The organism is Arthrobacter sp. B055-34 (assembly GCF_059090425.1).
Map to the genome: position 1 here is coordinate 80,571 of NZ_JBNHFQ010000009.1, position 22,121 is coordinate 102,691.

18 protein-coding genes are annotated in these 22,121 nt (G+C 65.3%); 10 read left to right on the top strand and 8 right to left on the bottom strand.

All coding sequences use genetic code 11. The features are described from left to right. Nucleotides 1-79 precede the first annotated feature (79 nt). Nucleotides 80-1,459 (bottom strand): amino acid permease, encoded by a 1,380-nt coding sequence (locus AC5RWO_RS16740; protein ID WP_498732760.1) that lies wholly within the window; start codon nt 1,457-1,459, stop codon nt 80-82. 190 nt (nt 1,460-1,649) lie between these two features. Here AC5RWO_RS16740 and AC5RWO_RS16745 point away from each other — a divergent pair, with 190 nt between their 5' ends. The 8 genes from AC5RWO_RS16745 (at nt 1,650) to AC5RWO_RS16780 (ending at nt 9,691) form a co-directional block, all read left to right on the top strand. After that, nucleotides 1,650-2,141, top strand: a complete 492-nt coding sequence (locus tag AC5RWO_RS16745) for an Lrp/AsnC family transcriptional regulator (protein WP_498732660.1) — start codon at nt 1,650-1,652, stop codon at nt 2,139-2,141. Between the two features lie 138 nt (nt 2,142-2,279). Beyond that, complete coding sequence (locus tag AC5RWO_RS16750; protein WP_498732661.1) at nt 2,280-2,981, top strand: NUDIX hydrolase; 702 nt, start codon at nt 2,280-2,282, stop codon at nt 2,979-2,981. 43 nt (nt 2,982-3,024) lie between these two features. Then, the gene (nadA, locus tag AC5RWO_RS16755) at nt 3,025-4,317 is read left to right on the top strand and encodes a quinolinate synthase NadA (protein WP_498732662.1); all 1,293 of its coding nucleotides are present in this window, start codon (nt 3,025-3,027) and stop codon (nt 4,315-4,317) included. After that, nucleotides 4,314-5,942, top strand: a complete 1,629-nt coding sequence (gene nadB / locus AC5RWO_RS16760; RefSeq protein WP_498732663.1) for an L-aspartate oxidase — start codon at nt 4,314-4,316, stop codon at nt 5,940-5,942. Before nadA ends, nadB begins: the two co-directional genes overlap by 4 nt. Then, nucleotides 5,939-6,811 (top strand): carboxylating nicotinate-nucleotide diphosphorylase, encoded by an 873-nt coding sequence (gene nadC, locus AC5RWO_RS16765; RefSeq protein WP_498732664.1) that lies wholly within the window; start codon nt 5,939-5,941, stop codon nt 6,809-6,811. Before nadB ends, nadC begins: the two co-directional genes overlap by 4 nt. 20 nt (nt 6,812-6,831) lie before the next feature. Next, nucleotides 6,832-7,974: a cysteine desulfurase family protein gene (locus AC5RWO_RS16770; protein WP_498732665.1), complete on the top strand. Its 1,143-nt coding sequence runs from the start codon at nt 6,832-6,834 to the stop codon at nt 7,972-7,974. A gap of 107 nt (nt 7,975-8,081) precedes the next feature. Continuing rightward, nucleotides 8,082-8,888: a hypothetical protein gene (locus tag AC5RWO_RS16775; RefSeq protein WP_498732666.1), complete on the top strand. Its 807-nt coding sequence runs from the start codon at nt 8,082-8,084 to the stop codon at nt 8,886-8,888. Beyond that, nucleotides 8,885-9,691 (top strand): transglutaminase-like domain-containing protein, encoded by an 807-nt coding sequence (locus AC5RWO_RS16780; protein ID WP_498732667.1) that lies wholly within the window; start codon nt 8,885-8,887, stop codon nt 9,689-9,691. Before AC5RWO_RS16775 ends, AC5RWO_RS16780 begins: the two co-directional genes overlap by 4 nt. A 21-nt stretch (nt 9,692-9,712) precedes the next feature. On the opposite strand, the gene AC5RWO_RS16785 is transcribed toward AC5RWO_RS16780, so the two are convergent. From AC5RWO_RS16785 to AC5RWO_RS16805, 5 genes are all read right to left on the bottom strand, one after another. After that, complete coding sequence (locus AC5RWO_RS16785; protein ID WP_498732668.1) at nt 9,713-10,174, bottom strand: MarR family winged helix-turn-helix transcriptional regulator; 462 nt, start codon at nt 10,172-10,174, stop codon at nt 9,713-9,715. After that, nucleotides 10,167-11,273: an LLM class flavin-dependent oxidoreductase gene (locus AC5RWO_RS16790; RefSeq protein ID WP_498732669.1), complete on the bottom strand. Its 1,107-nt coding sequence runs from the start codon at nt 11,271-11,273 to the stop codon at nt 10,167-10,169. Before AC5RWO_RS16790 ends, AC5RWO_RS16785 begins: the two co-directional genes overlap by 8 nt. 135 nt (nt 11,274-11,408) lie before the next feature. Further along, entirely contained in the window at nt 11,409-14,735 is a 3,327-nt protein-coding gene (locus AC5RWO_RS16795; protein ID WP_498732670.1) for an efflux RND transporter permease subunit, read from the bottom strand. Nucleotides 14,736-14,744: 9 nt separating this feature from the next. Further along, entirely contained in the window at nt 14,745-16,238 is a 1,494-nt protein-coding gene (locus AC5RWO_RS16800; RefSeq protein WP_498732671.1) for a malate:quinone oxidoreductase, read from the bottom strand. Nucleotides 16,239-16,376: 138 nt separating this feature from the next. Beyond that, complete coding sequence (locus tag AC5RWO_RS16805) at nt 16,377-18,056, bottom strand: ABC transporter substrate-binding protein (protein ID WP_498732672.1); 1,680 nt, start codon at nt 18,054-18,056, stop codon at nt 16,377-16,379. A gap of 125 nt (nt 18,057-18,181) precedes the next feature. Between AC5RWO_RS16805 and AC5RWO_RS16810 the strand changes: the two genes are divergently transcribed. Then, complete coding sequence (locus AC5RWO_RS16810) at nt 18,182-19,903, top strand: dipeptide ABC transporter ATP-binding protein (protein WP_498732673.1); 1,722 nt, start codon at nt 18,182-18,184, stop codon at nt 19,901-19,903. Next, nucleotides 19,878-20,150, top strand: a complete 273-nt coding sequence (locus AC5RWO_RS16815) for a hypothetical protein (RefSeq protein WP_498732674.1) — start codon at nt 19,878-19,880, stop codon at nt 20,148-20,150. The genes AC5RWO_RS16810 and AC5RWO_RS16815 overlap by 26 nt, the downstream gene beginning before the upstream one ends. A gap of 11 nt (nt 20,151-20,161) precedes the next feature. Here the strand turns inward: AC5RWO_RS16815 and AC5RWO_RS16820 are convergent, their stop codons facing one another. Then, nucleotides 20,162-21,106: an ABC transporter permease gene (locus AC5RWO_RS16820; RefSeq protein ID WP_498732675.1), complete on the bottom strand. Its 945-nt coding sequence runs from the start codon at nt 21,104-21,106 to the stop codon at nt 20,162-20,164. Next, complete coding sequence (locus tag AC5RWO_RS16825) at nt 21,103-22,107, bottom strand: ABC transporter permease (RefSeq protein ID WP_498732676.1); 1,005 nt, start codon at nt 22,105-22,107, stop codon at nt 21,103-21,105. The genes AC5RWO_RS16820 and AC5RWO_RS16825 overlap by 4 nt, the downstream gene beginning before the upstream one ends. Nucleotides 22,108-22,121: the final 14 nt, after the last annotated feature.

Genomic DNA, 22,121 nt, shown 5'->3' on the forward strand with positions numbered 1-22,121 from the left:
GCACCGTGCAGTGTGCACAGTCAAGGCGTTTATATGTGGTCACGGCCTAGCAATCTGCTAAGCCGTAGCCGGGTGTCGGTTAGCGGACTGCCGACCGCCGGCGGGCAAAGAGCTTGTTCAGAACGGCGATGCCGGCGATGAGCACTGCCGTTGAAACCAGTTGCGCGCTGGTGCCGGGCGAAAAGAACCCGACGGCCAGGATTGCAGCCAGCAGGCCCAGACCCAGATAGGTGATGGCCGGGAAGCCCCGCATTCTCATCGGCAGGTCCTGGCCCTCGCGGTCCGCGCGGCGGCGGAGGATCAGCTGCGATGTCAGGACCATGCCCCAGACAACCAGGCAGGTCGAACCGACAAAGCTCAGCAGTACTGGCAGGACCTTCTCCGGGAACAGGAGTTCCATGACCGTCGCCACGAAGCCGAAGGCCACAGAGGACAGGACCGCCGCGATGGGGACGCGGTGCAGGCCTATCCGCTGGAGCAGGGCCGGTGCCTCGCCGCGCTGGGAAAGCGAGAAAATCATCCGGGAGGCGCCGTACAGGTTGGCGTTCAGGGCCGAGAGCAAGGCAAAGGCGGCGATGATCGTGATGGCCACATCCGCTCCCGGTATGGCGGCAACGGACAGCACCGCGGCGAAGGGGGAGGCGAGGGCTTCCGAATCCCACGGGACCACGGTAGCGATGACCAGTACCGAGCCGAAGTAGAAGACCAGAATCCGCCACACCACCGTCTTGATGGCCCGGGAGACACTGTGCTGCGGATCCTGTGTTTCCGCTGCGGCCACCGCGACGATTTCGGTGCCGCCAAAGGCAAAAATCACTACCAGCAGGCCGGCGGCAATGCCGGCCATACCGGCGGGAGCAAAACCGTCGCCGCCAAACAGGTTGGACAGTCCGGGCGAGGGGGCATGGGGGAGCCAGCCGAAGATCAGGGCCGCGCCGAGGGCCAGGAACGCCACGATGGCGGCGACCTTGATGATGGCAAACCAGAACTCGAACTCACCGTAGTTCTTGACGCCCATCAGGTTGATGGCGGTGAAAACGACCATGAAAACCAGGGCCAGCAGCCATGACGGCAGCACGGGCCAGACCGAGGCGAGCAGTGCCGCGGCGCCGACGGCCTCGGCCGCAATGACGGTCACCAGCTGGAGCCACCACAGCCAGCCGATGGTTGCCCCGGCCGTGCGGCCCATGGCTTTTTCGGCGTAGGTGGAGAAAGCGCCGCTGCTGGGGTGGGCCGCTGCCATTTCACCCAGCGCCCACATCACGATGATGACCAGCGTTCCGGCGAGCAGATAAGAGATCAGCACAGCAGGCCCCGCGGCCTGGATGCCTGCGCCGGAGCCGAGGAAGAGCCCGGCGCCGATTGCGCTGCCCAGGCCCATCATGGTCAGCTGGCGTGAGGTCATGGACTGGCCAAGACCCTGGCGGGATGTGCCTGCTTCATCGGTGCTGGACTGCATCTGTCCGCCGTCGGGGGTGGAGTGGTGGGGGCTCGTGCGAGTCATGCGGATTCCTGTCATCGGCTGTGGCCTTATAACTGTAGATCCAAGGACCTGTGGCGAAAGCATTTGGTGAATGCGCCGCCGCGGCTGACAATTTGTATACTCCTGCAGCCGTGGGTGCCTCAGAGTGGAAGGGTTAAGCAGCGCCGTGAATATTGACTCACTGGATTCCCGGATCGTCACGCTCTTCACGGAGGACCCCCGGATGTCCGTACTGGAGGCATCGCGGGTGCTAAAAGTGGCCCGTGCCACAATACAGGCGCGGCTGGATAAAATGCAACGCCACGGGGTCATTGCCGGCTGGGGTCCGCGGCTGTCGCCGGCCGAGCTGGGCTACGTGGTGAAGGCGTATTGTTCGCTGGTTATCCGGCAGGAATCCGGGCACGATGCGGTGGCCGAAGCCTTGTCCAGGATTCCCGAAGTGCTGGAACTGCATACCGTATCGGGGGAGAGCGACCTGCTCGCCTGCGTGGTGGCGAGATCGAATGCCGACCTGCAGCGAGTGCTTGACGAAATGACCGCCACCAATACCGTGCTGCGGTCGTCGTCGGTCATTGTCCTGAACAGCCATTTCGAGGGCCGCACTTTGCCGCTGGTGCAGGCGGCAGGTGCTGCCGCGGAGCCGCCCGCTTCCGACTAGCGCCCAGCTACCGGGCTCGGTCTCGGACCAGCTTCATAAAACCCCAGCCACTGAAAGAGATTGTGTCACTTCGACTTTAACAGCTAGAATGTGTTCTGGTCATAGTGACTTTTACTGGTGGGCAAGGGAGGTGTGGAAGTGGTTTACTCGGCAAACGTGTCGGAGCGCCGGCAGCAGCCGCCCGAGCTTGCCATTTCCACCGTCATCTTCGCGCTGCGTCCGGATGAGGATTCGGCGCGCCCCACGATCTGGCTGCCGCTGGTCCGCCGCACGCGGCAGCCCTACCGCGATCTCTGGGCTCTGCCCGGCGGGCCGCTCAGTCCGGAGGAGTCGTTGCCGGACGCGGCCCGGCGGAACCTGCAGGACACCACATCGCTGCAGCCGAGCTATCTGGAACAGCTGTACGCCTTCGGCGGCCTGGACAGGTCACCGGTCCAACGCGTCGTTTCGATTGTCTACTGGGCGCTGGTGAAGCCCGACGTCGCGGCGCTGGCCCGCGAAACGGAAAACGTGAGGTGGTTCCGCGCCGACCACCTCGGCCAGCTCGCCTTCGACCACAACCAGATTGTGGACTATGCGCTGTGGCGGTTGCGGAACAAGGTGGAGTACAGCTCCATCGCCTACGCCTTCCTGGGCGAAAAGTTCACCCTTGCCCAGGTCCGCGAGGTCTACGAGGCCGTTCTGGGCAAGGAACTGGATCCGGCCAACTTCCGCCGCCAGCTGCGTGCCGCCACGGACATCGAGGCCACCGAAGAATACTTGCAGGGCGGCCGGCACCGGCCGCCTCGGCTCTACCGCTACACCGGGACCACCAGCCCCGGAAACGGACCCCTCGGCTAAACAGCCGGAACTTTTTGCCAACCGCCAGAAATCGGAGAAGACCATGGCATCAACCAACAGCACCATCGAGCTCATCACCCGCGAGGAAGCCGAGGCGCGCCCGGCGGCCGCCGGCAGCTGCAGTCCCGACCTGGTCAAGGCGCCGTGGAATTTCGACGGCGGCGCCACGCCTGCGTACGGCCCCGGTGCCTCCATGGCCGATATCGCCCCGGCCGCAACCCCGCGGCAGGGCCAGATCCCCGAGGAATACCGGCTGGCCAGCGACGACGAGCTGCATGCCAGGATTATGGCCGCCAAGGAAAAGCTGGGCGAAAAGCTGGTGGTGCTGGGCCACTTCTACCAGCGGGACGAAGTCGTCAGGAACGCGGATTTCGTGGGGGATTCGTTCCAGCTGGCCCGGGCCGCCAAGGAAAAGCCGGAAGCGGAAATCATCGTCTTCTGCGGCGTGCACTTCATGGCCGAAACCGCGGACCTGCTCTCCGGTGCGGACCAGTCCGTCATCCTGCCGAACCTGGCCGCAGGCTGCTCCATGGCGGATATGGCGGACATCGACTCCGTACAGGCCTGCTGGGACCAGCTCAAGGACGTACTCGGTGCGGAACCGGACGAGGACGGAAAGCTGCCGGTCATCCCGGTAACGTATATGAACTCCTCCGCCGCGCTGAAGGGATTCTGCGGCGAAAACGGCGGCATCGTCTGCACCTCATCGAACGCCGCCACCGTGCTGGAATGGGCCTTCGAGCGGGGCCAGCGGGTGCTGTTCTTCCCGGACCAGCACCTGGGCCGCAACACCGCCAAGGCCATGGGCGTGCCGCTGGAGCAGATGCCGATGTGGAACCCGCGCAAACCGCTGGGCGGCAACGACGAGCAGGCCCTGCAGGATTCCCGCGTCATCCTCTGGCACGGCTTCTGCTCGGTGCACAAGCGCTTCACGGTGGACCAGATCGAGAAGGCACGCTCGGACTACCCCGGCGTGCGGGTGATTGTGCACCCCGAGTGCCCGATGCCGGTCGTGGATGCAGCGGACGAGGCCGGATCGACCGACTACATCCGCAAGGCCATCGACGCCGCCACCGAGCCCACCGTCTTTGCCGTCGGCACCGAGATCAACATGGTGAACCGGCTGGCCGCGGAGTATCCGCAGCACACCATTTTCTGCCTCGACCCGGTGGTCTGCCCGTGCTCCACCATGTACCGGATCCACCCCGGCTACCTGGCCTGGGTCCTGGAGGCCTACGCCGAGCGCGGCGAAGTCCTGAACCAGATCACCGTTGAGGACAGTGTGGCGGTACCGGCGCGCGTGGCCCTTGAGCGGATGCTGGCAGCCAAGCCGTGAACACGCGGCGTCGGACAGGCAGCCGGCGGATCGTCGTCGTCGGTTCCGGCATAGCCGGACTGTATGCGGCGGCGCTCGCCGCCGAGGAACCGGACGGGCACCAGGTGACGCTGGTGACCAAGGGGGCGCTCGCGCAGAGCAACACGTGGTTCGCGCAGGGCGGGATCACCGCCGTGACCGGGCAGGGCGAGGCCGCGGGCGATTCGGTTGATGCGCACGTGGCGGACACGCTCCGCGCGGGTGCGGAGATGAACGACGACGGCGCGGTGCGGCTTCTGTGCGAAGCCGCCGGCGCCGAGATCGACACCCTGCTCCGGTGGGGAGTGCCCTTTGACCGGAAGGGGACACTGCTGGCGTTGGGACTCGAGGGCGCCCATTCGGCGGCACGGATCCTGCATGCTGGCGGTGACCGCACCGGTGCCGCCATTGCCGAGGTGCTGATTCGCCGGGTCATGTCCCTGGCCGGCGCCGGACGGCTGGAGCTCCGCGAGCAGAGTTTCGTGACCCGCCTGCTGGAAACCGGCGGCCAAGTCACCGGCGTCGAACTCTTCGACGCGCCCGAAGGCGGGCTGCGCACGCAGCTGCCGGCCGACGTCGTTGTTCTCGCCACGGGCGGGGCCGGGCAGCTTTACGAAGCGACCACCAATCCGGACGCTGCCACCGGTGACGGCATCGCGCTCGCATGGGCGGCCGGGGCGGTCCTGCAGGACCTGGAATTCATCCAGTTCCACCCCACGTTGCTGGATCCGGCCGCCGCCAACGGAACGGCCTTCATGATTTCCGAGGCGGTCCGCGGGGAGGGCGCCCTGCTGGTGGATTCCACCGGACACCGCTTTATGCCGGATTACCATCCGGATGCCGAGCTCGCGCCCCGGGACGTTGTCTCGCGCGCGATCTGCCGGCAGCGGCTGCTGCTTGAGTCCCGCGGCGAAGCGCCCCAGGTCTACCTGGACGCCACCGGCATCAGCCGGGCCAAGGGGACGGACTTCCTGGCGCGGCGTTTCCCCACCATCCACAACACGGTGACCGCGCTGGGCCTGGACTGGAACAGCCAGCCGCTGCCGGTGGTGCCCGCCTCGCATTACTGGATGGGCGGGATCCGTACGGACCTCGCCGGGCGGACCTCCGTGCCGGGCCTGTTCGCCGTGGGGGAGGCCGCGTGCACGGGAGTACACGGAGCCAACCGACTGGCATCGAACTCGCTGCTGGAAGGGCTGGTCTTTGCCCGCCGGGCTGTCCGGGCGCTCGCCGACGGGGAGCGCACCCCGGCGTTCGAGGCGCTCCCGCTGGAGCTTCCGGAAGGCACCGTGCCCTGCACCCGTGCCGACCTGCAGCGCCTGATGTCCTCGGCAGCGGGCGTGGCACGGGACGGAGCAACCCTGGAGCTCGCCGCCAAGCAGCTCGGAGAGTGGACCGTGGAGCCGGCGGACCAGGCGAGGGCCGAAGCCGCAAACCTGCTCACCGCCGCCCGTCTGGTGGTTGCCGCGGCCCGCGCCCGCGAGAACTCCATCGGAGCCCATTACCGCACCGATTTCGAAAACCGTCCGGCGGGCAGGGGCCGCCTCAGTTTTGTCAATCCCCGTGCCGGTGTCCCCGGCCGCAGCGCCAGCCAGGAGCAGCCATGAACCACATTCTTCCGCCCGACCAGCCGACGCTTGAGCGCATTGTCGCCGCCGCGCTCGCAGAAGACGCCCCCTGGGGCGACATCACCTCGAACGCCCTGATCCCGGCGGACGCCACGGCGACCTCGGAGCTGGCGGCGCGCGAGCCGGGCGTGTTCGCGGGCGTTCCCGTGCTGGAAACCGTCCTGCGGCAGGTCGACGCGTCCGTGTCCGTACAGTTCAAGGTCCAGGACGGGGACACGTTCGACGCCGGCCACGTACTGGCGTTGATCAGCGGCAACGCCCGCTCCATCCTGCTGGCCGAACGCGTGGGACTGAACCTGCTGCAGCGCCTGAGCGGCATTGCCACCCAGACCGCTGCCTTCGTCACAGCGGTGGCCGGAACAGCGGCCCGGGTGGTCGATACCCGCAAGACCACCCCCGGGCTGCGCGCGCTGGAGCGCTACGCTGTGAGGTGCGGCGGCGGGCACAACCACCGCTATTCACTCTCCGATGCCGTGATGGCCAAAGACAATCACCTCGCCGTGATTACCGACGGCGGCCGCAAGGATCTGACCGAGGCCCTGCGGGAGGCGAAGTCGCGGCTGCCGCACACAATCCATTTTGAAGTCGAAGTGGACCGGGCCGAGCAAATCGAACCCGTACTGGCAGCCGGGGTGGACACGATCATGCTGGACAACTTCCCGCTTGAGGGGCTCCGCGCCGGTGTGGCCCAGGTGGCAGGACGTGCCTTGGTGGAAGCCAGCGGCAATGTCCGGTTGGAAACGGTGGGGGAGATCGCCCGCACCGGAGTTGACGTGATCTCTTCCGGCGCGCTCACCCACAGCGTCAGGTCCCTGGACCTGGGGCTGGACATCCACATCTCCCACTGACGAAAGCAGTACCTGATCCCATGATTTACCTGGATGCCGCCGCCACAGCTCCCGTGCGCCAGGAGGTGCTGGAAGCGATGTGGCCTGCCTTGACGCAGGACTTCGGCAACCCCTCCAGCCACCACACGGTAGGCGAAGCAGCAGGGCGGGCCCTGGATTATGCACGCAGGACCGCGGCGCAGGTACTCGGCTGCCGGCCCGGGGAGATCATCTTCACCTCCGGGGGCACCGAAGCCAACAACCTCGCCATCAAAGGGCTTGCACTGGCAAGGCCCCGCGGCAAGCGCATCGTAGCCAGCGCAGTGGAGCATCCGTCTGTTCTGGAGGCCGTGGAGTACCTGGAACGGTTGCACGGCTTTACGCTCGTCCGCGTTCCGGTGGGTCCGGACGGCGTCGTCGATCTTGGAGCCCTGGCTGCCGAGCTCACGCCGGAGACCACCTTGTGTACGGTGATGTACGCCAATAATGAGGTGGGCACCGTCCAGCCGGTCGAAGAGATTGCCAGGCTGTGCCGCGAGGCGAAGGTCCCTTTCCACACCGATGCCGTCCAGGCCGCCGGCTGGCTGGACCTGGACGTTGGCCGCCTTGGCGTCGACGCGCTGAGTATTTCGGGGCACAAACTCGGTGCACCCAAGGGCTGCGGGCTGCTGTACGTCTCCGGCCGGCGGCCGCTGGAGCCGCTGATCCATGGCGGCGGCCAGGAGAACGGGCGCCGGTCCGGCACCGAAAACGTCGCCGGCGCGGTCGCCGTCGCCACTGCCTTGTCCCTGGCCGAGAAGGAGCGGGCCGAGACCGTGCCGCGGGTTACCGGTTACCGCGACTACTTGATCGAGCAGGTGCTGAAGGCGCTGCCGGAGGCCCAGCTGACCGGGCACCGGACGGGGCGGCTGCCGGCCAGTGCCTCCTTTTGTTTTCCGGGCACTTCGGGAGAAGCCGTTCTCCTCGAGCTCGAGCGACGGGGGGTGGTGTGTTCCAGCGGCTCGGCCTGTGCGGCCGGTTCGGATGAGCCGTCCGCGGTGCTGCTGGCCATGGGAATTGATCCGGCGGTGGCCCAGACCGCGGTGCGGCTGACCTTCACTGCGTCGGTCAAGGAGGCCGAGATCGCGCTGGCCGCACGGGCGGTGGTCAGCGCGGTGAAAGACGTCCGGAACCTGGCGCCCTAGCCGGTCTGCCGGACTTCGCAGACACGCCCCGTGGTACGGCAATTTGGCGGCGGGGGATCGGTACCGTGGAAGGAAACCCCTTGCCGCGACCGAAGGAACGTGATCCCTTGCCTGCAGCGCGACGCAACCGGCGCCTGCGGTCAGTTGCCGCCCTGGCCGTCGTCGGCGTAACACTCTCCGGCTGCGGCCTGCTGGACCTTGCCCCGGACGCCGGAGTCGCGGGAGCCGCAGGTCCACCGGCGCAGGCCGCGCCGCCGTCGTCAATGACCATGCCGCGCCCTTCTGCCGAACCGTCCGGGACAGCCAGGGAAGGCTGGAAGACCTACACTGACCCGGCCGGCACCCTGAGCTTCGACCTGCCCGAAGACTGGACGGTGCAGCACCAGCACGAGCCGACGCAGCCATCGGACGGCGGCATCCATCTGGACATTCGCGACGGCGGGGGCAGGCCGGCGGCCCAGCTGCATACCCGGTTGATCCTGGCGGAAACCCAGTGCACGCCCGGTAACGTGACGGACTATGTGGTGCTGGCCAGTGAGCCCCTCGATGTGCCCGCGTTGGACGGAGCCGGCAACATCGAACCGCGGTTCGTGTTCCGCATGCTGCGCGGCTATAAGTTCTTTGCCTCGATGGGCATCACGAATAAGGTGGGCGGTGTGGACAATAAGGCCTGCGCCATTCAGAACGCGGTCGCGGGACCGGATAAGGTGGGCCTTTACTCGTTTTCGGATACCCCTGTGCACGGCGTCCCATCGGCGGACGAGCCGGCCGGGGAGCTGAAGAGCTACAACAGCGTGCAGGAAGCGCTGGAGTATCTGGAGACGGACCGCTTTGCGCAGCTGCGGGAGATGATCACCTCCCTGCGGATCGCAGAGCAGGCCTCCGCCCCATCCAGCCAAAGGGAGCGTTCATGAAACGAGCCGCCTCGGCCCGTCTCGTCGCCAAGACCACAGCCAACACGTCCATGGTGTTTGCCATTGCCGCCGCACGGAACTCCGGCTACACCGCCTTCGACGAGACCTTCACCGTGACAGTGGACGGCGCCGAGGTCCAGCTGGAGGAACTGGCCGATAACCATTCCGGCCGGCTGCACACCCTGCACGTGGATGAACCGTCCACGGTTGAGGTGGACTACTCGGTCGCCGTGGAAGGCCTGGCGAAGCCGGAACGCATCGACCGGACCGAACTGATCAGGTACGTGCGCCCCAGCCGCTACTGCGAGTCCGACAAACTGCTGCCGACGTCGTACGCCGAATTCGGGTCGCTGCACGGGATGGAACTGCTCATCGCCGTGCGCACCTGGGTGGGGCGGGAGCTGCGCTACGTCAGCGGATCCTCCCGGCCCACGGACGGAGCAGTGGAAACGCTGCTGGAACGCCGCGGCGTCTGCCGCGACTTTGCCCACCTTGTGGTCTCGCTGCTGCGGGCCAAGGACGTGCCGGCGCGGCTCGCCGCGGTGTACGCCCCGGGACTGGACCCGATGGACTTCCACGCCGTTGCCGAGGCCTACTTCGACGGCGCCTGGCACGTGGTGGACGCCACCGGCATGGCCCCACGGCAGAGCCTGCTGCGCATTGCCACCGGACGGGATGCCTCGGACACGGCCTTCCTGTCCACCGTGGGCGGCAGCCTGTCCCTGAAGGAGTTGAAGGTGACCGCCGTGGTGGATGACTTCGTGCCCGAATCGGACCCCGCGGCGGCCGTGCAGCTGCGCTGAGAGCCGGCCGCCGGCAAGGAGTCAGCGGTCTTTGAGTCCGGTGCGGAGTTTGTCCGTGAGGAACTGGAGCTGCTTGAACTCATCCTCGCTGAGGGCCGGCGCGAGCATCTCGTGCAGATGGCGCACGTGCACGCGGCCGATATCCTGCTGCAGGGCGCGGCCTTCTTCGGTCAGGGCGATCTCGATGCCACGCTGGTCCCGCTCAGCCGTTCGGCGCTGCACCAGGCCTTTGGCTTCCAGCCGCTCGACCATCCGGCTCAGGCTCGGCTGGCTGATCAGCAGGGCCTCGTTGAGCTCATTGAGCCTGGTCCACCCGGTAGGGCAGTGGCTGAGGTTGAACAGCACATCGTATTCACGCATGGCCAGCTTCTTGAATTCCGACAACTGCTGCATCCGCCGCATCACTGCCACCTGCGTGCGGAAGAGAGACTCCCAGGCTTCCGACGTGGTCCTGATTTGGGGCCGGGATTCCTGATCAGCCATTGGCGACGGTCTCCCCGGCCAAGGCCGCATCCCGTGCTGCCTTGCGGCTGGCATGGGTCGGCGCGTCCGGAACATGGGCGGGCTTGCGCGCGGCGAACTCGCGCTTCAGCACCGGCAGCACCTCTTCACCGAAAAGGTCCAGCTGTTCGAGCACGGTCTTCAGCGGCAGGCCGGCGTGGTCGATCAGGAACAGCTGGCGCTGGTAGTCCCCGAAGGCGTCGGCGAAGCTGAGGGTCTTTTCGATGACTTCCTGCGGGCTGCCCACCGTCAGCGGGGTCTGCGCGGTGAAGTCTTCCATCGACGGGCCGTGGCCGTAGACCGGGGCGTTGTCGAAGTACGGGCGGAACTCGTTCACGGCGTCCTGCGAGTTCTTGCGCATGAAGAACTGTCCGCCGAGGCCCACGATCGCCTGGTCCGCCGTGCCGTGGCCGTAGTGCTCGTAGCGTTCACGGTAAAGGCCGATGAGCTGCATGTAGTGCTCCTTGGGCCAGAAAATGTTATTGGCAAAGAACCCGTCACCGTAGTAGGCGGCCAGCTCGGCAATCTGCGGGGTCCGGATGGAGCCGTGCCAGACGAAGGGCGCAACGCCGTCCAGCGGGCGGGGCGTGGCGGTGAAGTTCTGCAGCGGGGTACGGTGCTTGCCCTGCCAGTTCACCACGTCCTCGTCCCAGAGCTTGCGCAGCAGGGCATAGTTCTCCACCGTCAGCTCCAGCGAATCCTGGATGTTGCGTCCGAACCACGGGTAGACCGGAGCCGTGTTGCCGCGGCCCAGCACCAGATCCACGCGGCCGTCCGCCAGCTGCTGCAACATGGCGTAGTCCTCGGCGAGCTTGACCGGATCATTGGTGGTGATCAGCGTGGTCGCGGTGGATAGGGTGATCCGCTCCGTCTGGGCAGCGATGTAGCCGAGCAGGGTTGTCGGCGAACTGGCATAGAACGGCGGGTTATGGTGCTCGCCGGTGGCGTAGACATCCATCCCGATCTCTTCGACCTTCTTGGCAATGCTGACCGCTGCCTTGATGCGTTCGCGTTCGGTTGGGGTCCGGCCTGTGGTCGGGTCCTGGGTGATATCAGAAACGCTGAATACGCCGATTTCCATGCTGTGCCTCTTTCTCTGCTGCAAAGTCTCGAACCAGTTTACATGCTTTTGCATCTACTGACACAACCGACGGCCTGCGGAAATCATTCCGCGGCGGCAGCGTGGGGCCCATCACACGCAGGCAGGACCGAGACGTTAGCTTCCCACGGCGGCTGGCTCACGGATCTGAAGCTCCCCGACGTTGGCCAGGGCGCGGCGTTCGCGGCGGCCCTCGACCAGCCGATACAACACAGGCACGAGAACCAGCGTCAGCGCCGTCGACGAAATCAAACCGCCAACAACGACGACGGCGAGCGGCTGCGAGATGAAGCCGCCTTCACCGGTGAGTCCCAGCGCCATCGGCGTCAGCGCGAAGACTGTCGCCAACGCAGTCATCAGGATGGGCCGGAGCCGCTGTCGCGCGCCATGCCGGATGGCATCCGCAACGTTCATGCCGGGGCGACCGCCGCGGGGCCGCCGGTACTGGTTGATGAGGTCGATCAGGACAATCGCATTGGTCACGACGATGCCCACCAGCATCAGCATGCCGATCAGGGAGGGCAGTCCCAGCGGAATCCCGGTGATGACCAGCAACGCGATGGCGCCGGTAGCGGCGAAGGGGATGGACACCAGCAGAATCAGCGGCTGGACGAGGCTCTTGAATGTCGCCACCATGATGACGTACACGATCGCCACCGCCGCGAGCAGCGCCAGGCCGAGCTGCTCGAAAGACTCGGCCTGCTGGGTCGCCGCCCCGCCCAGGGATGCCGTGACGCCGGCCGGCAGTTCGACGGAGTCCAGCACCGTCTGGACCTCGCTGCTCAGCGCGCCGAGGTTGTCGCCGGCAGGGGTGATGGAGACAACGGCAGTCCGCTCGCCGCCGGAGCTGGTGATCGACGTCGGAGTCTCGGTTTCCTCCACCGTGGCCACCTCGGTCAGCGGCACCGGGCCGGAAGCCGTGGGCACTTCGACGTCGCGCAGTTCATCCACGCTGGCGAAGTCCGTCCCTGCACCGATGAACACCGGATAGTCCGTGGTATCGATCCGGACCGTGCCGCCGGGGAGCGGGCTGATGGTGGAGGCCAGCAGGCCTGCAATTTCTTCCTCGTTGAGCCCGGCCGCAACGGCTTTGGCCCGGTCGATGGAGACCTGGACCACCGGTTCGGCGGCGGCAAGATTGCTGGACACCTCGGCCGCCCCCTGCACCTCCTGCAGCTCTTCCACCAGCGTGTCGGAGGCCGACTGCAGTTCGTCGGAGTTGCTGGCGGAGATGTCGATGTCCACTGAACTGGAGGTGCCGAATCCGCCGCCCCGGGTACTGAGCGTGATGGTGCCGGCATCCGGCAGCTCTTCGACGTCGTTGCGTACCCGTTCGCGCAAGGCAACCTGGTCGAAGCCCTCTTCGGTGATGACCGTGAACTGGGCGACGGAGGCACCGGCGGAAAGGAACGTGCCGAGCCCTGACGTGGAATTGCCCATGGTGACCTGGATGTCGTCGATACCTTCGGTGCCGGCCAGCAGCTCCTCGACCTGCGACGCTGCCTCGTCCGTGACTTCCAGGCTGGTGCCCGCGGGCAGTTCCTGCCGCAGACTGAAGCTGTTCTGCCCGGTATCGCCGAGCAGGTTGGTCTGCATCAGCGGCACCATGGCCACCGTGCCCAGCAAGACCAGGGCCGCCGCACCCAGCGTGATGACGGGGTGCCGCTGCGTGGAGGAGAGCACCGGCAAGTAGCCGCGCTGGAGCCGCGAGGCACGTTCCTTGGCATCCGCGGCGGCACGCACCTCGGCCGGATCCTGCCGCTGCGAGGGGGACTTGACGAACCAGTAGGCCAGGACCGGGACGATGGTCAGTGACACTGCCAGGGACGCCAGCAGGGCCAGGGCCGTGGTGATGGCAAAAGGCCGGAAGAGCTCGCCGGCCAGGTCGGCGACAAACGCGATCGGCAAGAACACCGCGACGGTAGTGAGGGTGGAGGCGGTGACGGCACCGGCCACTTCCCGGACGGCTGTCACGATGGCGGTGCGCTTATCCTCGCCGTAGCCCAGATGCCGCTTGATGTTTTCGACGACGACGATCGAGTCGTCGACGACCCGGCCGATGGCGATGGTCAATGCGCCCAGTGTCAGGATGTTCAGCGAATAGCCGAGCGCGCTGAGGCCGATGAACGTGACCAGCAGGGAGAGCGGAATGGAGATGGCGGTGATCAGGGTGGAGCGGGCCGAGAGCAGGAAGACCAGGATGACCAGCACGGCGAAGCCGAGTCCCAGCAGCCCCTCGGTGGTCAGGTCCTTGATGGACTCCTCGATGAAGGGCGCCTGGTCGAAGATGGTGGTGAAAGCTGCCCCGTTGCCCAGCTGCGCTTCAAGCTCGGGGAGCAGGTCGCTGATGGCATGCGAAATGGCCACCGTGTCCCCGTCTGGCGTCTTCGTCACGGCCAGGGCCAGAGTTTCCTCGCCGTTCGTGCGGGTAATCGAGGTCCGCTCGTCGTCGACGATCCGGACTGTCGCGACCTCGCCAATGGTCACCGGATCTCCGGTTGCAGCCTCGGCACCGGGCTCCTGGGCGCCCGAACCTTCCGGGCCAGGATCCACCGGAGCTGGATCTGCCGGAGCTGGATCTGCCGGGGCTGGATCCACCGGGGCAGGCGGTGCAGGCTGGGATTCGCCGGGGAACTGGCCTGGAACCCGTCCCGGTATTTCGGAAGCCGACGACGGCGGCGCGGGCTCCGCCGTCGTTGTTTGAGCGGGCGCCAGCGGCAGGTTCTCGATGGTTTCCAAGCTGTCCAGCGGGCTGCCGATCTGGACGGAAAGGGTCTTCTCATCCTGCTGGACCGTGCCGGCTGGTACGAGGCCGCCGCTGTTCCGCAGGCTGTCGACGATGGATGACACATTGACATTGCGTTCGGCCAAAGCGTCATCATCGGGAAGGATGGCGATGTGCTGGCCGGCACCGCCGGTGACTTCGGCGCTGCGGACGCCCTCCAGCTTCTGCAGCCGGGGGACGGTGAGCCGCTGCAGTTCCGTATTGAGTTCGCTCAGTGGCAGGTCGGAGGAGACCGCCATGAAGACGATCGGGAAGTCGTTGATGCTGCCGGCCACCGATTGCGGGGAGACATCCTCGGGCAGCAGTTGCTGCGCATTGGAGATGGCCCGGTCCACCTGGCTGCGCGCCCGGTCCAGGTTGGTGCCATAAACGAACGTCAGGTTCACGGTGGAGAGACCGGTCCGCGACGTTGCGGCCGAGGATTCAAGCCCCTCGACCGCATTCAGCGCGTTTTCCAGCGGTTCGCTGACCTGCTTGTCCACTACCTCCGGAGACGCCCCCGGCATGGCGGTGACTACCGTGACCCGGGGGAACTCCAGCGACGGGATCAGCTCCTGTTTGAGCGAACCCATGGTGATGACACCGAAGACGGCCACAAACACCGTGATCAGAGCGATCAGGGCCCTGTTGGCCAGGGACAGCGTGGCCAGCTTATGCATGGCTGAAGCTTAACCGAGTTCGAGGACCCGGTTGGTATCCGCGGTGATATCCGCCAGCAGGGACTGGTTCTCGTTCAGCTTGGCGCCGTAGCCCGGGATCATTTCCTTGAGCTTCGGCTCCCAGCCCTTGAACTCGCTGGGGAAGCAGCGCTGGAGCACCTGGATCATGATCGGTGCTGCCGTGGACGCGCCCGGCGAAGCGCCGAGCAGGCCGCTGATGCTGCCGTCGGCGGAAGTGATGACCTCCGTGCCGAACTGCAGGACGCCGCCCTTCTTGGCATCCTTCTTGATGACCTGGACGCGCTGGCCGGCCGTGATGAGCTCCCACGAATCGCCGTTGGCCTCCGGGTAGAAATCGCGCAATGCGGCGACCTTCTTCGGCCGGCTCTTGAGGACCTCGGTGATCAGGTACTTGACCAGGCCGAGGTTGTCCTTGCCGACTGCCAGCATGGGGATCAGGTTGTGGGGGCGCACGGACAGCGGCAGGTCCAGGAACGAGCCGGACTTCAGGAAGTTCGGGGAGAAGCCGCCGTACGGGCCGAACAATAGGGAGCGCTTGCCGTTGACGAAACGGGTGTCGAGGTGCGGCACGGACATGGGCGGGGCACCCACGGATGCTTGGCCGTAGACCTTGGCGTTGTGCTGGGCGATGACCGCGTCATCGGTGGAGCGCAGGAACTGCCCGGAGACCGGGAAGCCGCCGAAGCCCTTGGCCTCGGGAATGCCGGAGCGCTGGAGCAGGTGCAGCGCTCCGCCGCCGGCGCCGACGAAGACGAAACGAGCGGAGACCGTGGAGACCTCGCCGGTGGAGTTGTTCTTGACCTTCACGTCCCAGCGGCCGTCGGTGGCCCGGGAGACGTCGAGCACCTTGTGTCCGTAGTGCAGTTCAGCGCCCTGGGCGTCCATGAACCCGGCCAGTTCGCGGGTCAGCGCGCCGAAGTCGACGTCAGTGCCGCCAGCTACGCGGGAGCCGGCCACACGCTGCTGCGGATCGCGGCCCTGCATGACCAGCGGCACCCACTTTTCCAGCTCGGCGTGGTCTTCGGAGAACTCAATCTCCTGGAACAGCGGCTCGGCGCGGAGCGCTTCGTAGCGGCGCTTGAGGTAGTCCGCGTGGTCGTTGCCCCAAACGAAGCTCATGTGCGGCAGGGGATTGATGAATCCCTTCGGGGACCCGATGTGGCCCTGGGAAACCATATGCGACCAGAACTGGCGCGAAACGTGGAACTGCTCGTTGATGCCTACCGCCTTGGCCGTCGCCACGGAACCGTCGGCAGCAGCCGGGGTGTAGTTCAACTCGCAGAGTGCAGCGTGTCCTGTTCCCGCGTTGTTCCACGGGTCGGAGCTCTCCAGCCCGGCCTGCGCCAGGTTCTCGTAAAGATTGATGCTCCACTCGGGCTGCAGCTGCTTGATCAAGGAGCCGAGCGTGGTGCTCATAATGCCGCCGCCGATCAGGGCAACGTCGATGTTCTTGGATGATCCCGAAGGGGTATTAGCAGTCAACTTCCATCTCCCATAGCAGCTTTGCCAGCGCTTAGAAGACTACCGCGCCCCTGTGGCGAGACTAAAATTGCCCGAGCTCATTGTGACCCAATAGACAGACGTTTCGGCGCTGTACCGTTAATATGCGGCGCACCGCTCTTAGGCGTCCGTCCGCAGCCTGACCAGATTGTAGACCTCGTCCAGCATGGGACTGGCCGGATAGCTGGCCACCCTGGACCCCATGGCAAGGGCGGAAACCGGGAACGCCAGCGGGACGGCCGGTACCAGCCGGGCCACCTGGTTATTGATGGTCAGGTACGCCTGGTTGCGTTCCTCGCCAGCGGGCAGGGTCCGGGCACGGGCAATCCGGTTGAACAGCTGCGCATTCCTGAAACCGAACTCGGGGCTGGGCGCACCGAACAATGGGCCCAGGAAGTTGTCCGGATCCCGGTAGCTGCCACTCCACCCGCCGAGATGGAGAGCGTGGTCCGAGGACGTCTGCACCCGGTCCAGATACCCGTCTTCCCAGGCCAGGGGCTTGGGCTGGATATTGATGCCGACGGCGGTCAGCTGGCGGCTGAGCTCGGCATAGATTTTCTCCGGTGTCGGCAGATAGGCCCGCGTTACGTTCAGCGGGTAGTAGAAAGGGATCTCCTCGCCGTCGTAACCGGCTTGTTCCAACAATTCCCGGGCGCGCTCAGGGTTGTACTCGAAGTAAGGGATGTCTTCGCTGGTCACGCCCAGGCTGCGGGGCACAAACTGCTTGGCGTCCGTGGTCCCCTGCAGGAAGAAGTCCTCGATCAGCACCGAGCGGTCGATGGCGTGGGCGATCGCCTGGCGCATCCGCAGATCCGCGAGCAGGCCGAATTCCTGGTTCATGCCCAGATAGGACACGGAAAAGGGATCCCGCTGCAGAATTTGCATCCCGCTGCGGGCCAGCCCCGCATAGGTTTCCGGGGTGACTAAGTCATAGCCGTCAATCCTTCCGGACTGCAGCGCCCGCAACCGGGCAGCCGGATGGGGCAATGTCTGGAAGACAACCGCGCCTACCTGTGCTGCCGGGCCCCAGTAGTTCTCGAAGGCGGTGAGGTTGACCTGTTCGTCGGACCAGGCTTTGAATCGGAACGGACCGGTCCCAACGGGGTGCTGCGCGAACGAGGAGAGCCTGATTCCTCCGCGCTCCTGATTCAGCTCGTCGGCATTTCCCTCTGCGAGAGCAGCCGGCGACGCTATGGCGAAGGCCGGCGTGGACAAGGCTGCGACCAGCCCGGAGAACCTGCGGTTGAGGTTCAGCCGCAGTTCGTTCGGTGTCAGTACCTCGCAATCCTTGTACAGGGAGGTTTCATCTTCATCGGCGAAGGCCTCGAACACCGATGCGAAGGACAAGGCCCCTTCAGCCGGCCGGGCATCCCGGGGCAGTCTGTACCAGCGTTCAAAATTGGCTTTCACAGCTTCGGCGTCGAACGGCGTGCCGTCGTGGAACACGACGCCTTCGCGCAGCGTGAAGCGGTAGGCCCGGCCGTCGTCGAGCTCTTCCCACTCGGTAGCGAGCAGGGGCTTTGGGACTCCCGTGTCGGGGTCGACGCCGATCAGCGTTTCCATAATCTGCCGGGTCACCCGGAACGATTCCGAGTCCAGCAGCAGCGCGGGGTCGAGGCCGGAGGGATTGGCAGCTGTGCCCATGGTGAAGGTCAGGTCCGCGGCTGGTACGGGTGTCCCTGAGGGTGTGGCCGTGCCCGTCGACGGCGAACCGGGCTCGCCCGTACAGCCGGTGAGCAGGACAACAGCTGCCGCCGCGCCAGCCTTCAAAAAGCTGCGGCGCGCGGGCAGGTGTGACACTCGTGAGCTCCTCGTGGCCGAATTTGCGGAATTTCCAGTCTAATTGACGTGCGGTGAGATAAAGAAGCCATAAAACCTTAGCGAGATGCAGGCCACATCCAACGTAGATGGGGCACGATAGAGCAATGAGCGAATCTGCCGAGGCCGCGCCGCTGCTCGAGGTCAGAAATCTGGCCGTCAATTTCCGGACCACCTACGGTGACGTGTCCGCCGTCCAGGATGCGAGTCTTCGCCTGTACGCGGGCAGGACGCTGGCCATCGTCGGCGAGTCCGGTTCGGGCAAATCGACTACGGCCATGGCGGTCATCGGGCTGTTGCCGAAAAACGGACGCATTACGGCAGGCAGCATCGTCTTCGACGGCCAGGAACTTGTGGGCCTGCCCGAGGATAAAATGCGCAGGATCCGGGGCCGCCAGATCGGATTAGTGCCGCAGGATCCAATGTCCAACCTTAATCCGGTCACGAAAATCGGCACTCAGGTGGCCGAAACCCTGCTGGTTCACGGAATGGCAACGGGCAGGAATGTCGACGCACGGGTGGTGGAAGTACTGCAGGCCGCCGGCTTGCCGGACGCGGCCGAACGGGCCAAACAGTATCCGCACGAATTCTCCGGCGGAATGCGGCAGCGGGCCTTGATCGCGATCGGCATGGCCTGCCGGCCACGGGTGCTGATTGCCGACGAGCCGACCTCGGCGCTGGACGTGACGGTGCAGCGGACCATTCTGGACCAGATCGACCGGATGACCGAGGAATTGGGTACATCCGTCCTGCTCATCACCCACGACCTGGGCCTAGCTGCGGAACGCGCATCCGATCTGGTGGTGATGCACCGCGGCAATGTTGTGGAGACCGGGCCCGCCGAACAGCTGCTCAATGACCCGCAGCACCCCTACACCCAGTCTCTGGTGAAGGCCGCACCGAGCGTGGCCGCCGTGCGGCTGCAGCCTGGCGCCTACACGGCAGATGCCGACGAACGGATCCGGCATGCGGAAGAAACGTTCTCCGAGCACGCGGCAACCACCACTGAACCGCAGCGGACCGACAACATCGTGCAGCTGCGCGACCTCACCAAGATCTACAAGATCCGCGGCAAATCGGAGGACTTCTACGCGGCCAGAAACGTCACGCTGGATGTGCCGCGGGGACGGACTGTGGCCATCGTGGGGGAGTCCGGATCCGGGAAGACGACCACGGCACGGATGTTGCTGAAGCTGATCGAGCCTTCCAGCGGCACCATGATGTTTGACGGGATGGACGTGGCCAGACTGACCAAGGTCCAGCTGCGTGATTTCCGGCAGCGCGTCCAACCGGTGTTCCAGGATCCGTATTCTTCGCTGAATCCGATGTTCACCGTCGGCCGCATCGTCGAGGAACCCCTGAGCACCTATAAAAGAGGTAACGCCCAGCAGCGTGCGGCGCGCGTGCGTGAGCTGATGGACCAGGTGGCCCTGCCGCACAGCATGCTTCGCCGCTACCCTTCCGAACTCTCCGGCGGCCAACGCCAGCGCGTGGCCATCGCCCGTGCCTTGGCGTTGAAGCCGGAACTGTTGATTTGCGATGAACCAGTCTCGGCCCTGGACGTCTTGGTCCAGGCCCAGATCCTGAAGCTCCTGGGCGACCTGCAAGCCGACATGGGCCTCAGCTACCTCTTCATTTCACACGATCTGGCCGTGGTCCGGTTGATTTCAGACTATGTCTGCGTGATGAAGGACGGCGAAATCGTCGAGTCAGACACATCGGAGGAGGTCTTTACGAATCCCCGCCACCCTTACACCCGGCAGCTGCTTGCCTCCATCCCGGGCAATGAGTTGGAGATTTACGGTGACGACGCCGGCATTGCCTCCTGACGACGAGCACCGTCCGGAGGGTTTTGGTTTCAGGACCGGAGTCCGCAGCGAGGCCGTTGCAGTCGGGTGTGCCGTGTTCGTCCTCGTCCTCGGCACGGTCCTGCTGATTATCGGCGCCGTGATTTTCGCCGGGGAGGGGCAGTGGGGCTTTGTGCTCGGGCTGGCGGTCCTGGAGCTGTTGTTCATCGCCGGGTTCGTTGCGATGCTGCATATGGCCAAACAACGCCACCGGCCGCGCCCCGACTGACCGCTTGGCGTTTATTTCTGGCGTGACTTGGGATCCAGTGCTTCCCGCATAGACTCGCCGAGGAGAGTGAAGCCCAAGGCCGTGATGGCTATGCAGAGACCCGGTAGGAAGGCCAGCTGCGGTGCAATGCCGAGCTCGTCCTGGGCATAGGTCAGCATGCGGCCCCACTCGGCTGTCTGCGGCCGGCCCCCGCCCAAACCGAGAAAGGACAGCGCAGCCGCGTCGATGACTGCGGTGGCCAAGGTCAGGGTTGCCTGGACAATGACAGGGCCCACGCTGTTGGGCAGCAGATGGGTCATGGTGATGGTGCCGCGGCTCAGGCCAAGTGTCTGAGCGGCCAGGATGTAGTCCGCGCCGCGCTGGGAAATCATGGAAGATCGCAGCAATCTGGCGAAAATCGGAACCTGGGACACCCCGATGGCGATCATGATCGCGTAGGCTCCCTGTCCGAGGGCAGCGGCAATGGACACGGCAAGCAGCAGGTTCGGGACTGAAAGCAGGATATCCACCAGCCGCATTATCACGTTGTCCACCCAGCCGCCGAAGCCGCCCGCGAGCACTCCTAGCAACATGCCTCCGGCTAGGCCCAGGGCGGTGGAAACAACACCGATCAGCAGCGACGACTGCGCACCCCAGATGAGCTTGCTGAGCAGATCTCCGCCGAAGCGGTCCAACCCGAGCACAAATCCGGGAACTTCACCCGGTCCTGGGATATGGGTCGGTGTGATGTGGGTACGTCCCGGTAGGTCCTCGCCGCCGTAGGGAGCTAGCACCGGTGCCAGCGCAGCGACGAGCAGGAACGCCATGACGATGATGGCTCCGGCAATGGCTTGCGGATTGCGGCGCAGCCGGTAGAACGCGTCCTTCCAGACGCTCGTCCCGCCGGAGTCAGGTAACGCCGGATCTTTGCTGGCGGAGTCGTTCCCGCCGGGAGCTGGGGGAAGAGTTGTGCTCATTGGACACGCACCCTCGGGTCAATGATGCTGTAGGAAATATCGACAATGAGGTTGATGAGTGAGTAGAGGATGGCAATAAAGATGATGAACCCCTGGAGAACCGGGTAATCGAGGTTGAAGATGGCATCTCGGAGGAAACGGCCGATGCCGCTGAAAGCAAAGACTGTTTCGGTCAGAACGGCACCGGATATCAGCAGACCCAACTGCAGGCCGATGGTGGTGGTGACCGGCAGCATCGCGTTGCGCAGGATGAACCGGTTGCGGATGGTTCTTTCGAGCAATCCTTTGGCCTTTGCTGTCCTCACGTAGTCGGCATTCTGGACCTCCAGAACCGAAGCGCGGGTGATGCGCACGATGATAGCCAGCGGGATGGTTCCCAAGGCAACGCCAGGCAGGATCAGGTGCATGAAGGCGTCCCAGGAGGCATCCCATTCCCGGGTCAGGAGGCCGTCGAGTACATAGAAGTCCGTCACATGGGTGGCATTGATCCGGGCGTTCTGCCGGCCATCCGTGGGGAAGATGGGGATCTTGATGGCGAAGAGCCATTTCAGGATGAAGGCCAGGAAGAACACCGGGATCGTGATGCCGATCAGGCTCAGGACAACGGAGCCGTGGTCCGGCCAGCGGCCGTAGTGCTTCGCGGCAAGGTAGCCGAGCGGAATGCCGATCCCGATGGCGAAGATGAGCGCCACGATCGTTAGTTCCAAAGTCGCGGGAAAACGCGTGGCGAATTCTTCCAGGACCGGACGGCCGGTCAGCAGAGACGTGCCGAAGTCTCCCTGGAGGAGCTTGCCCATGTAGATGAAGTACTGCTCGATGAGCGGGCGGTTGAAGCCGTACAGCTCATTGATTCTTTCGACGGCTTCCGGTGTTGCGCGGTCACCAAGCAGGGCAGTGGCGGGTCCGCCGGGAAGGCTCCGCACCCAGAGGAACAACAGGATCGATAACCCCAGCAGGGTCGGAACGAGCAACGCCAGACGTTTGCCGATGACTCTTAACACTGTGTCCTTTCGCC

Excerpts from the sequence above, each read along its gene's own strand:
- AC5RWO_RS16770 (WP_498732665.1), top strand. The coding sequence starts at position 6,832 with ATGATTTACCTGGATGCCGCCGCCACAGCTCCCGTGCGCCAGGAGGTG.
- AC5RWO_RS16810 (WP_498732673.1), top strand. The coding sequence starts at position 18,182 with ATGAGCGAATCTGCCGAGGCCGCGCCGCTGCTCGAGGTCAGAAATCTG.
- AC5RWO_RS16790 (WP_498732669.1), bottom strand. The coding sequence starts at position 11,273 with ATGGAAATCGGCGTATTCAGCGTTTCTGATATCACCCAGGACCCGACC.
- AC5RWO_RS16795 (WP_498732670.1), bottom strand. The coding sequence starts at position 14,735 with ATGCATAAGCTGGCCACGCTGTCCCTGGCCAACAGGGCCCTGATCGCT.
- AC5RWO_RS16780 (WP_498732667.1), top strand. The coding sequence starts at position 8,885 with ATGAAACGAGCCGCCTCGGCCCGTCTCGTCGCCAAGACCACAGCCAAC.
- nadA (WP_498732662.1), top strand. The coding sequence starts at position 3,025 with ATGGCATCAACCAACAGCACCATCGAGCTCATCACCCGCGAGGAAGCC.
- AC5RWO_RS16785 (WP_498732668.1), bottom strand. The coding sequence starts at position 10,174 with ATGGCTGATCAGGAATCCCGGCCCCAAATCAGGACCACGTCGGAAGCC.
- AC5RWO_RS16820 (WP_498732675.1), bottom strand. The coding sequence starts at position 21,106 with ATGAGCACAACTCTTCCCCCAGCTCCCGGCGGGAACGACTCCGCCAGC.
- AC5RWO_RS16740 (WP_498732760.1), bottom strand. The coding sequence starts at position 1,459 with ATGCAGTCCAGCACCGATGAAGCAGGCACATCCCGCCAGGGTCTTGGC.
- nadC (WP_498732664.1), top strand. The coding sequence starts at position 5,939 with ATGAACCACATTCTTCCGCCCGACCAGCCGACGCTTGAGCGCATTGTC.